The 11,739-nt window shown below is 62.5% G+C and carries 11 protein-coding genes and 1 pseudogene; 8 read left to right on the top strand and 4 right to left on the bottom strand.

Translation table 11 applies throughout. The annotated features are described in order from the left end of the window. Positions 1-33: 33 nt before the first annotated feature. Both KPG66_RS16015 and KPG66_RS16010 read right to left on the bottom strand, forming a co-directional pair. Complete coding sequence (locus KPG66_RS16015) at positions 34-279, bottom strand: hypothetical protein (RefSeq protein WP_157864570.1); 246 nt, start codon at positions 277-279, stop codon at positions 34-36. 200 nt (positions 280-479) lie between these two features. After that, the gene (locus KPG66_RS16010; RefSeq protein WP_157864569.1) at positions 480-665 is read right to left on the bottom strand and encodes a hypothetical protein; all 186 of its coding nucleotides are present in this window, start codon (positions 663-665) and stop codon (positions 480-482) included. Positions 666-1,060: 395 nt separating this feature from the next. On the opposite strand from KPG66_RS16010, the gene KPG66_RS16005 reads away from it, so the two are divergent. The 6 genes from KPG66_RS16005 (at position 1,061) to KPG66_RS15980 (ending at position 7,534) form a co-directional block, all read left to right on the top strand. Beyond that, complete coding sequence (locus tag KPG66_RS16005; protein ID WP_191287747.1) at positions 1,061-1,165, top strand: potassium ABC transporter ATPase; 105 nt, start codon at positions 1,061-1,063, stop codon at positions 1,163-1,165. Further along, a complete protein-coding gene (locus tag KPG66_RS16000; RefSeq protein ID WP_083813550.1) occupies positions 1,162-1,257 on the top strand; it encodes a potassium-transporting ATPase subunit F in 96 nt (31 codons plus the stop codon). The genes KPG66_RS16005 and KPG66_RS16000 overlap by 4 nt, the downstream gene beginning before the upstream one ends. Next, positions 1,254-3,062: a potassium-transporting ATPase subunit KdpA gene (gene kdpA, locus KPG66_RS15995; RefSeq protein ID WP_013428888.1), complete on the top strand. Its 1,809-nt coding sequence runs from the start codon at positions 1,254-1,256 to the stop codon at positions 3,060-3,062. The genes KPG66_RS16000 and kdpA overlap by 4 nt, the downstream gene beginning before the upstream one ends. A gap of 13 nt (positions 3,063-3,075) precedes the next feature. After that, entirely contained in the window at positions 3,076-5,214 is a 2,139-nt protein-coding gene (gene kdpB, locus KPG66_RS15990; protein WP_442929458.1) for a potassium-transporting ATPase subunit KdpB, read from the top strand. Between the two features lie 100 nt (positions 5,215-5,314). Next, positions 5,315-5,896: a potassium-transporting ATPase subunit KdpC gene (kdpC, locus tag KPG66_RS15985; protein WP_237071453.1), complete on the top strand. Its 582-nt coding sequence runs from the start codon at positions 5,315-5,317 to the stop codon at positions 5,894-5,896. A 471-nt stretch (positions 5,897-6,367) separates the two neighbouring features. After that, entirely contained in the window at positions 6,368-7,534 is a 1,167-nt protein-coding gene (locus tag KPG66_RS15980; protein WP_237071451.1) for a porin, read from the top strand. A gap of 133 nt (positions 7,535-7,667) precedes the next feature. Here the strand turns inward: KPG66_RS15980 and KPG66_RS15975 are convergent. Continuing rightward, positions 7,668-7,895, bottom strand: a pseudogene (locus KPG66_RS15975) (IS5/IS1182 family transposase); the annotation flags it as partial. Positions 7,896-7,948: 53 nt separating this feature from the next. Beyond that, a complete protein-coding gene (locus tag KPG66_RS15970) occupies positions 7,949-8,143 on the bottom strand; it encodes a GntR family transcriptional regulator (protein ID WP_013428883.1) in 195 nt (64 codons plus the stop codon). A gap of 166 nt (positions 8,144-8,309) precedes the next feature. Here KPG66_RS15970 and KPG66_RS15965 point away from each other — a divergent pair, with 166 nt between their 5' ends. Beyond that, the gene (locus tag KPG66_RS15965; RefSeq protein ID WP_237071449.1) at positions 8,310-10,562 is read left to right on the top strand and encodes an amylo-alpha-1,6-glucosidase; all 2,253 of its coding nucleotides are present in this window, start codon (positions 8,310-8,312) and stop codon (positions 10,560-10,562) included. A gap of 53 nt (positions 10,563-10,615) precedes the next feature. Then, entirely contained in the window at positions 10,616-11,077 is a 462-nt protein-coding gene (locus KPG66_RS15960; protein ID WP_237071447.1) for an NUDIX hydrolase, read from the top strand. Positions 11,078-11,739: the final 662 nt, after the last annotated feature.

The raw sequence follows: 11,739 nt of genomic DNA, 5'->3' as shown, positions 1-11,739 counted from the left end.
GTCGGGAGGGGGCGGCGGCTGCGCCACGGCGGTTTAGCGCGCTATCGCCCCGGAAATCGCAGTGAGCCGCTCGTTCAGTGCGCGCTGCGTGTCGGCGTCCAGGCCGCCGTCGTGCTGGCTGGCGATGCGGGCAGCGTCCCGTTGCACGTCGTCGAGCCGGCGCTTCAAGTCGGCGCCCGCCGCAGCCGTATAGTCGCCGCGCGTCACACGCACATCGATCAGTAGGCGTTCGTTGGCGATCCTAGCATTGACTTGCTCATACCGCTGGATACCTTCCAAGAGCGCGTTCGGATGGACGGACGGGGGCGGAGGCGTCTGCGCGATGCAGCCGCACAATAACAAACTGCTAATTAAAATTGGGACAAAGCGGCGCAATGGCATGGCAACGATGAAACAGGCTCGGGGCAAATCGGCCCGGTCAGTTGATGACGAATGGGTGATAGTACCGTATTCGATTTGTAAACCTCGTTAGTAGAAAATCAATTCAATATACGAATTGATGTTGAAAGGAAAGTGCCGCCGGCAAAGGCAAGTGAATGCAACGTCATGCTGTCGGAGGTCAACGTGAGAACACAGGGCGGGATCGCATTGAGCGCTGCGCTGTAGTCTCCGTGGTTGTCCGGCACGGTGGAGCCCGAATCCTGGGTGCATTCGACGGTGATCATTGCGCCAGCGAGCGGTTGGCCGGTCGCCGCCGGCCGGACGAGGGACGGCTTGCATACCGGTCCCGTTGAAACACCCGTCGAACCCGAAACAAGCTTTGCGGGGGCACGCATACAGCGTGGCCAGCTTGGCCATGCCCAGCACACCGAGTGCCAGCCGGGCGAGGCGCCTATTCGCTGTGATCGGAATGTCCACTTACTTGGCCTTGACTTGAATTCGGATGAGTGCGGCCCCCTCGCGCGCAGCGGCCAATGAGACCCTGTGCGTCGTCGCCCGGGGCGAGGGGGAGGACGGCGTTTACGCGCTTTTTACGCCGCGCGGGTCATTCTTGCCGTGCGATTTATGGCACTGCGGATAGCCTATTAGATGCCTTGGCGCATTAATGGAGAACATAACAATGGACCTCATCTACCTCGCCGGCATCGTCCTGTTCCTGGGGCTGTGCATGGCGCTGGCGACCGGCTGCGACAAGCTGCGCCGCACACCTGGAGGCCGCTCATGATGGCGTGGATGACATGGCTGGCCGGCATCGCGACGCTGCTGGTGCTGGTGTACCTCGTGTATGCACTGCTGCGCGCGGAGGATTTGGAATGAACGCCCATTCGTTGTTGCAGGCGGTGCTGTTCATCATCGTGCTGATCGCGCTAGCGCTGCCACTTGGCCGCTATATGTGCGGGGTGTTGGATGGCTCGTCGGTGCTCGTGCGCAAGCTGGGCCGCCCGCTGGAACACGGGCTGTATCGAGTCGCGGGCGTTGATCCGCAGGCCGAGATGTCGTGGAAGCACTATGCGCTCGCGGTGCTGCTGTTCAACGCGCTGGGGGCCGTCGTGGTGTATGGCCTGCTGCGACTGCAGCAATGGCTGCCGGCCAATCCGCAGGGACTCGGCGCGATGCCGCCCGATGCCGCGTTCAACACGGCGGTCAGTTTCGTGACCAATACCAATTGGCAAAACTACTCACCGGAGTCGTCGGTCAGCTACCTGACCCAGTTGGCGGGCCTGGCCGTGCAGAACTTCTTGTCCGCGGCCACCGGCATCGCGGTGGTGGTCGCGCTGATCCGTGGGTTTGCACGCCATACCGCGCGCACCATCGGCAATTTCTGGGTCGATTTGACGCGCGTTACGCTTTACATTCTCGCGCCACTGGCGATCGTCGTGTCGTTGGTGCTGGTGAGCCAAGGCGTGCTGCAGAACCTGAAGCCGTACCAGCAGGTATCGACGCTGCAGGTAACGACTTATCCGGTGCCCAGGACCGACGCGCAAGGCAATCCGGTCAAGGACGCGCACGGCAATGTGGTGATGCAGGATGCGAAGGTGGACAAGCAGACCTTGGCCATGGGGCCGGTCGCATCGCAGGAAGCGATCAAGATGCTGGGCACCAACGGCGGTGGCTTCTTCAACGCAAACTCGGCCCACCCGTTCGAGAACCCAACGCCGCTGTCCAACTTCGTGCAAATCCTGTCGATTTTAATTATCCCGGCCGGATTGTGCGTCGTCTTCGGGCGCATGGTGGGCGACCGCCGGCAGGGCTATGCGGTGCTCGCGGCGATGACGATCGCATTTGCGGTGGCATGCTTTGCGGAAATTTCCGCGGAACAATCCGGCAATCCGCTGTTTGCGTCGCTGCACGTGGACCAGCAGGCGTCGGCGCTACAAGCGGGCGGCAACGCCGAAGGTAAGGAAGTGCGCTTGGGCATCGCGCAGTCCGGCATCTTCACGGTGGCGACCACGGCAGCATCGTGCGGCGCGGTGGATAACACGCACGATTCGCTCACGCCGCTGGGTGGCTTTGTGCCGCTGCTGCTGATGCAACTGGGCGAAGTGATCTTCGGTGGCGTCGGCTCCGGGCTCTACGGCATGCTCGTGTTCGCGTTGCTCGCCGTGTTCGTCGCGGGATTGATGATCGGGCGCACGCCGGAGTACGTCGGTAAGAAGATTGAATCGTTTGAAATCAAGATGGTGGCGCTTGTGGTGCTGCTCACGCCGTTCCTGGTGCTGGTGGGCACGTCGATCGGGGTGCTTTCGCCGTTGGGCGTGGCCGGTATCGCCAATCCCGGGCCGCACGGCTTCTCCGAAGTGCTGTATGCGTTCAGCTCGGCAGCCAACAACAATGGCAGCGCGTTCGGCGGGCTGTCGGTCAATACGCCGTTCTACAACGTGTTGTTGGCGATTGCGATGTGGTTTGGCCGCTTCGGCACGATCGTGCCGGTGCTGGCGGTCGCGGGCTCGCTCGCAAGCAAGAAGCGCATTGCCACGACGCCGGGCACGTTGCCCACGCACGGTCCGTTGTTCGTCGTGTTGCTGCTCGGCACGCTCGTGCTGGTCGGCGCGCTGACCTATGTGCCTTCATTGGCGTTGGGACCGATCGTCGAGCAGTTAATGATGATCGCCGGCCATTGATTTCGAGGAAAGCATGACTAACGTCAATCCATCGCCTGCCCATCGCGCGGACAACCTCGGGCAGGCCCGTACCGCGGTCCATTCGATGTTCGATCCGGTGCTACTCAAGCCGGCCATCGTCGATGCGTTCAAGAAGCTCGCGCCGCGGACTCAACTGCGCAATCCGGTAATGTTCTGTGTCTACGTGGGCAGCATCCTGACCACAGTGCTGTGGATCGCGGCGCTTGCCGGGCAGGCCGAGGCGCCGGCCGGCTTCATTTTGGCCATTGCGTTGTGGTTGTGGTTCACGGTGCTGTTTGCCAACTTCGCCGAGGCGTTGGCGGAGGGCCGCTCGAAGGCCCAGGCCGCGTCGCTGCGCAGCGCCAAGCACAATGTGATGGCCAAGAAGCTGAACGAGCCTCACCCGAAAGCGCCGATCCGTATCATAACGTCCACGGATTTGCGCCGCGGCGACGTGGTGTTGGTCGAGGCGGGTGACACGATTCCGGCGGACGGCGAAGTCATTGAAGGCGTCGCGTCGGTCGACGAGTCGGCGATTACCGGTGAATCGGCACCCGTCATCCGCGAGTCTGGCGCAGACTTCTCGTCCGTCACCGGCGGCACACGGGTGCTGTCGGACTGGATCGTGGTGCGGGTCAGCGTGAATCCCGGCGAGGCCTTCCTGGACCGGATGATCGCGATGGTCGAGGGCGCGAAGCGACAAAAGACGCCCAATGAAATCGCGTTGACCATCCTGCTGGTGGCGTTGACGCTCGTGCTGCTGTTCGCGACCGCGACGCTGTTGCCATTCTCGATGTTCTCGATCTCCGCGATGAAATCCGGTCACGTCGTGACGATCACGGTTCTGGTCGCGTTGCTGGTGTGCCTGATACCGACCACGATCGGTGGATTGCTGTCGGCGATCGGGGTGGCCGGCATGAGCCGGATGATGCAGGCGAACGTGATCGCCACGTCCGGCCGCGCCGTTGAGGCTGCCGGCGACGTCGACGTGCTGTTGCTGGACAAGACCGGCACGATTACGCTTGGCAACCGGCAGGCGTCGGCGTTCATGCCGGCACCGGGCGTGTCCGAGCAGGAGCTGGCCGATGCCGCACAGTTGGCGTCGCTGGCCGACGAGACGCCGGAAGGCCGCAGCATCGTGGTCCTTGCCAAACAGCGTTTCAACATTCGCGAGCGGGATATGGCCAGCCTGCATGCGCAGTTCCTCGGTTTCACTGCGCAGACGAGGATGAGCGGCGTTGATCTACCGGAGCGCGAGATCCGTAAGGGTGCGGCTGACGCGATCCAGCAGTATGTCCAGGCGCATGCAGGGGGCTTTCCTCAGGAAGTGCGCGCGGCGGTCGATGACGTAGCACGCCGCGGCAGTACGCCGCTGGTCGTCGCGCAGCGGCAGCTAGGCGCTGGTGGCCAAGCCCGCGTGCTCGGCGTGATCGAGCTAAAGGACATCGTCAAAGGTGGGATCAAGGAGCGCTTTGCCGAGTTGCGCAAGATGGGGATCAAGACGGTGATGGTGACTGGCGATAATCGCCTCACCGCGGCAGCGATTGCCGCCGAGGCCGGCGTCGATGATTTTTTGGCCGAGGCCACGCCAGAAACCAAGCTTGCCACCATCCGCGCGTACCAAGCCGACGGGCGGCTGGTGGCGATGACCGGCGATGGCACGAACGACGCCCCGGCGCTGGCGCAGGCCGACGTCGCGGTCGCGATGAATACCGGCACGCAGGCGGCAAAGGAAGCGGGTAACATGGTCGATCTCGACTCGAATCCAACCAAACTGATCGAGATCGTGGAGATCGGCAAGCAAATGTTGATGACGCGCGGCTCGCTGACCACGTTCTCGATCGCCAACGATGTAGCGAAGTACTTCGCGATCATTCCGGCGGCCTTCGCGACCACCTATCCGCAGTTGCACGTGCTCGACGTGATGCGGCTCACTTCGCCTTCCTCCGCCATTTTGTCGGCGGTGGTGTTCAATGCGCTGATCATCGTGTTTCTGATTCCGCTCGCGCTAAAGGGGGTTAAGTACCGGCCGCTGGGCGCCGCTTCGCTGCTGCGGCGCAATCTGTTGATCTATGGGTTGGGTGGCATTGTGCTGCCGTTCCCGTTCATCAAGTTGATCGATATGGCGATCACGGCTCTGGGCTGGGCCTGATCCGTTCCGTGCAACCCTTGCCGGGCGGGTCGGCGTCTCTTCGTTTGCCTCCGTCCGGCCTTTTTCGGGGCGGCGCGCTGCTCCATTGTGAATCATGAACATGAACACTTTACTGCGTCCCGTACTGGTGCTGTTCGTCGCGCTGACGGTGATCACGGGCATCGTCTATCCTGCCGCGGTCACGGCGATCGCACAGGCTGTTTTCCCAACTCAGGCCAACGGCAGCCTGATCGAAAAGGACGGCAAGCTGATCGGTTCGGCGCTGATCGGACAGCAGTTCGATAGAAACGACTACTTCTGGGGCCGACTGTCGGCGACGACACCGAATCCGTACAACGCGCAAAGCTCGAGCGGATCGAACCTAGGCCCGACCAATCCGGCGCTGGCGCACGAGGTGAAGGCACGGCTTGCCGCCTTACATGAAGCCGATCCAACCAACACGGCGCCGGTGCCGGTGGACTTGGTGACCTCATCAGGCAGTGGCTTGGATCCGGACATCAGCCCCGCGGCGGCAGCTTACCAGGCCCCCCGCGTGGCGCGGGCACGAGGCCTTTCACAAGCGCGGGTCGACGAGTTGATTGCCCGCCATACGACCGGCCGGCAGTTTGGCTTGCTGGGCGAGCCGCGGGTGAACGTGCTCAAGCTGAATCTGGCGCTGGATCAGATCAAGCCGGCGCATTGAGGAAACGGCGCAATGATAATGAACCCGCCCTAATATATAGATGCGTGGCGCCGCTGTCCCTGGGCCCCATGGATGCTCCGGGGCGGAACGCGACAAACCCTGTGCTTCATAGATGCCCTGGAAGCGAAATACGACAAATCCTGTGCTCCATTGGTGCTCCGGGGGGACACGATAAATCCTGTGCTCCATTGGTGCGCCAGGGTGGAGCACGATAAACCGTAGCACCGCCCGTGCTCGCTGAATCGGGTGGTGTTGTGCGCGGCGCGCGGGTGAGCCGCAACGGCCCATTCCCTGCGGGAATTTGCATGTGCAGCCAGGGCTATCACACCGTCTGCCGAAAATGGCGATTGTGAATCCATACCGTCTAAATTTAGCAACGTTGGACGCGCTTTTATTTCTTCCTTCTACAGATGTCGAGGTATGCTTCGGCCGCACGGAAAATTAAATGAACGACCGTTCGGAGAAGATTAAATGAAACGACTGGTACTCTCGGCCATCTCGCTCGGCGTGCTCGCCGCTACCTCAGCAGCCCACGCCCAAAGCTCGGTAACGTTGTATGGCGTTATCGATGAAAGCATTACCTTCTTACATAACCAAGGCGGCAAGAACCAATGGTCCACAGTTTCCGGCAACCTACAGGGGTCGCGCTGGGGCTTAAAGGGTGCGGAAGATTTGGGCGGCGGCCTGAAGGCGATCTTCCAGCTGGAAAACGGCTTTAAACCAAACAATGGCCGTCTTGGCCAAAGTGGCCGCGAATTCAGCCGTCAGGCTTATGTAGGGTTGCAGAATGATGCATACGGCACGGTAACGCTGGGTCGCCAATATGTGCCGGATACGGATCTGGTACAAGGCATCACGGGCGATAACTACTTCGGCTCCGGGTTCGCAACGCCGGGTGACGTCGACAACTACGACAACAGCGTCCGCGTCAACAACTCGGTCAAGTACACGAGCCCGGTCTGGGCCGGCTTCCAATTCGAAGGCTTATACGCGCTCGGTAATCAGGCCGGCTCGTTTGGCGACCGCCGTGCGTGGGGCGCTGCGCTGGCGTATACGAACGGTCCGATCGCCGTGGCAGCGAGCTATCAGTACTACAACGGCGGCAAGGTCACCAACGGCGTGCGGGACTTCTCAGATTCCACCACGACGGCAACCAACACAACGACCGACTCGATCTTCAACGGCCCGGTCAATGGTGCCTACACGTCGGCTGCGTCGCTCAAGATCGCCCGTGTCGCCGGCCAGTACACAATCGGCCCGGTCAACGTCGGCGCGTCGTATAGCAATGCGCAGTACACGGCGGACTCCGCTTCGTCGTTCGGCCAGACGCAGAAGTACAACACTGGCAACGCGTTCGCGACTTACCAGGCCACGCCGGCGCTGCTCACGGGCATTGGCTACAGCTACACGAAGGGTTCGGGCAACGCGTCGGCCAAGTACAACCAGGTCAGCCTGGGCGCCGACTACAGCCTGTCCAAGCGCACCGACGTGTACCTGGTGGGCGCATGGCAAAAGGCCACCGGTCAGCAGGACGGTGCGGGTTCGCAAGCTCAGGCTTCGATTAGCTCGTACGGTTTTGCCGGTGCGAACGGCGGCGCGCAAGAGTACGTTGCGCTGGGCCTGCGCCACAGGTTCTAAGCGGCACGCAACCTGCCCCTGCGGGGGGACCGGCGTGGCCGGTTCGACGCAGCGGGCAACAAAAGCGCAGGCTTGACCTGCGCTCGGACTGCTGACGAAACCCCACGTTTTTTGGAGCGTGGGGTTTCGTCTTTTAGACGGGCGCGATGTTGACACGGTTTTGTGTGCTTGGGCCAAGCAGGATCGCGAGATTAGCGATCAACCGCTGCAACGATGCGTGAGCGCCAGAAGACGCGTAAAAGCGCCAGCGGACGCGCCAGCAGTAGCGTAGTCTTCTTGATGTTCCGTGCCGCGGCTGCCAGCAACACTGTTCGGCCACGTTGCGAAGCCCGTGCGTTCTGGCATGGCGATGCCCGTGCAATTAGAGCGATACCCGCGGGCGGATGTGCGTGAGCGCATTGTGCCGCCGGTGCCCTAGCGCGTATCGACGAATCCTTCTGCCTGCAGTCCTCCTGCGACATCGCAGATCACCGCCTGGCTGACGCCGTGGATTTGCGCAAGCACCCTGCCGGCGGGCAGCTTTGTGCCCACCGGATATTGGCCGGATGAAATGGCTGCGATCCATTGCTCGATATCATGTTCGGTCAATGGGTGAGGTCTGGCCGACATCGGAAAGGTCGAGTATGCAACGTATCAGGTTTGCATGTTATATGAGAGCTGGATGATGGGACGAACATCCTTGTGCGAATGCACGATCGCGTTGTGCCATGGTCATACAATCGACAACGCGCGAGCGGTGCTGTGACAACGCAGGTGTTTGAAAGGGAGCCAACTCATGCAGGAGCCAGAACCGATCGCCGGCGGGCTCGCGAAGCTGCCGGAGCAGGGCGCCGAGACCGGCGACGACGGCGTGTTCATTGCGCCGGAGCACGCGAATGTCACCTCCGGCCGGCGGTACGTGCTGAAGTCGGGCGACACGTTCGTCGTCAACGATCCGAATGGCGATATCCTAGGCCATGATGACGGCCTGTTCGTCAACGACACGCGGGTGCTGTCGCAACTGCAACTCACGTTTGGCGGCCGGGCGCCATCGCTGCTGTCGAGCAGCGTGAGCAGCGACAACACGGCGTTCACCGCCCACTTGACCAACCGGCCGCTGCCGCCATTGGGTGGCGGGCATACGCCGCAGGGCGTGATCCATGTCGAGCGTTTGAGGGTGCTGTGCGGTAATGTATTGAACGAGGCGATCACGCTGACCCATTACGGCACCGAGCCGGCGGTCGTACCGCTGTCGCTTTCATTTGCCAGCGATTTTCTAGACATGTTCGAAGTGCGCGGCTCGCCGCGCGGCCGGCGCGGCACGCTGGCGACGCCCTATGTCGACAAGGGCGAGGTCGTGTTTAGCTACCAGGGTTTGGACAATGTCGAGCGGATTGTGCGCATCGCTTTTTCTCCTGCTCCGGACAAGCTGATGCCGGGGCGCGCCGACTATACGTTGACGTTGCCGTCCGAGGCGTGCCTGTCGGTTTACCTGCAGGTCACGGTTGTTACCCGGCCAATCAACGAGACCGCCGCGCCGGTGCCCGGTCCGGTGTCGAAGCCGCCAGCCGGCTTGAGCGGCGCGGGGCGGGCGGCGGTACGCGCCGCGCTGGCCGAGTCGCACCGAATGATGCGCGATAGGCGTCGCGCCAGTGCAAGGCTGCGCTCGAGCAATCCATTGTTCAATGCTTGGATGGAACGCTCGTTTGCCGATCTGGGATTGTTGACCACGGATCGGGACACCGGACCCTATCCATATGCGGGCATTCCGTGGTTCTCAACGCCATTCGGGCGGGACGCGGTGATGACGTCCTTGCAGACGCTGTGGGTGCAGCCGGCGCTGGCTCGTGGCGTGCTTCGCTTTCTCGCGGCCCAGCAGGCGCGCGAGGATTCGGCGTTTCGTGATGCCGCGGTGGGCAAAATCATGCATGAGATGCGCAAGAGCGAGATGGCGGCGACCGGAGAAGTGCCGTTTGCGCTGTATTACGGCGGCGTGGATACGACGCCGCTGTTCATCGTGTTGGCCGGAGCCTACCTTGAGAGGACCGGCGATGGGGCATTGATCGACGAATTGTGGCTGGCGCTGGAGTTGGCCGCGCAATGGATCGCACGGGTATGCGATCGCAACCCGTTTGGATTGCTCGACTATCAGCGCGCGGCGGACAGCGGCCTGGCCAACCAGGGCTGGAAGGACAGCCACGATTCGGTGTTCCACTCGGACGGGCGCATACCGGACGGGCCGATCGCACTGGTCGAGGTACAGGCGTACGCGTGTGCGGCGTTCGAGACAATGGCGCGGCTGGCGCAGCACCGCGGCAGCGCCACGCTCGCCGCCCGCTACACGACGCGTGCCCAGGCGCTGCGCGAACGGGTCGAGGCGATGTTCTGGATGCCCCAGGAAGGTTTTTATGGGATTGCATTGGACGGGCATGGTCAGCTGTGCCGCGTGCTGGCCTCGAACGCCGGGCATCTGCTGGCGTTCGGGCTCCCGGACAAGGCGCGTGGCGAGCAGGTCGCGCATACGCTCGAATCCGCGTTGTTCTACACCGGCTGGGGCCTGCGCACGCTGGCCAGCGGCCAGCCCCGATTCAATCCGATGTCGTACCATAACGGTTCGGTGTGGCCGCACGATACCGCGCTGTGCGCGCGCGGCATGGCGCGCTACGGCGAAAAGGACGCGGCGGTGCGGTTGCTGCAGGCCCTGTTCGAGGCAGCGGTCTACTTCGACATGCGGTTGCCGGAGCTGTTCTGTGGCTTCACGCGGCGGCGCGGCGAACCGCCGACCGCCTATCCGGTCGCGTGCCTGCCTCAGGCCTGGGCGGCAGGTTCGCCGTTCATGATGCTCGAGGCTTGCCTGGGCGTGACCGTGGACGCGCAGCGGGAGGAAGTCCGCATCGAGTGCCCGCGGTTGCCGGAAAGCATTGATTGGTTGGAAGTCGGCGATCTACGCGTGGGCAGCCGGACTGTATCGTTGACGTTCCGCCGCGTGGGGGCGCAGGTGGTGCCGGCGGTGGACCGCGGTGACGCGCGCGTGATCGCGTTGCTTTAGCGCGGTACAGATCGATGCATCGAAGCCGTACCAGAACGCGAAACTGGATCGTTATGCCAAAACAGACCTCGTGTGGCGTCGTGATACTCAACGAACTCGGTAGCGTGTTGCTGTGTCACGCAACCGAGACGCGCCACTGGGACATCCCGAAGGGTCAGCCCAATCCGGGCGAGGCACCGATCGACGCAGCGCTGCGCGAGACCCGCGAAGAGACCGGCTTGACGCTCGACGCAGCAGCGCTGGTCGAACTGGGGGCGTTTTCTTATCGATCTGACAAGGAATTGCACTTGTTCGCGACCCGCGTCTCGACGTGCGACGTCGATATCCGCGAATGCGTATGCACGTGCCTGTTTCCGAGCTACCGGAACGGAAAAATGATTCCCGAAATGGACGCGTTCCGGTGGGTGCAGCCGACCGAAGTGAGCCGCTACACTAGCGCCAGTCTCACGAGACTGTTCGAAACCAAACTTTCGCTGCCGGCGCTGCACCGCCAACTGAGCGGTGCAGCAACGTGATCTGCGTTATTCGTTGATCAGGGAAGGTTCGCGCTTCTTGCCGTGGATCCCGGCCGGCGTCCGTCCTTGCCCGGGCCACGTGGCCCCGCGGACGCGGGCTGACCGGGAGTGAGTCGGGCCACATTTTCCGGGGGCCCGCAGGGGTACGGTGGGCGACGCACGGGCGGTTGGCCCATGCGCTGCCTTGCATTCAACTGCCGTCGGGTGTCCTCGCCGAACTGCGAGGCTTGCCGACGGAGCGTGTGTGGGGTAGTGGGCCGTCCGGCCCGCCGTGGCCGCTTTCACTGTCGCGGTCTTGACCCCATAATGCATCCGGGAGATTGCGCTCCATCTCGTCGCGGGTAATCTGTTCTGCCAATTGTCGAGATTTTGGGGTAGCTGGGCCTGCTGGCCGGTTCGCTCCTGACATAACGCACTCCTTGTGGGTGGACAGGTTAACTTACATCTAAGCACATTTCACAACTACGTCAAATTGCATGCCCAGTGATAAGCACCTTCCATTCCCGATAGGACGCGTGATGCGAGTTGGCGCCGCCGTGCTTCAAGATCCCGAATTGGAGCTTGGTCTGCATGTCGTGCGCGTGCGCGCCTTTCCGATTGGGATGGACTTTCCGGCTGTCTGCGCAGCGTGCGTAGCCCGGCTTTTCGATCGCCGATACGAG

The sequence above is a fragment of the Mycetohabitans sp. B2 genome (assembly GCF_021733735.1).
Lineage (GTDB): Bacteria > Pseudomonadota > Gammaproteobacteria > Burkholderiales > Burkholderiaceae > Mycetohabitans > Mycetohabitans rhizoxinica.
The sequence above is the reverse complement of the archived record's forward strand: the minus strand, read 5'-3'. Positions and strand labels throughout refer to the sequence as shown.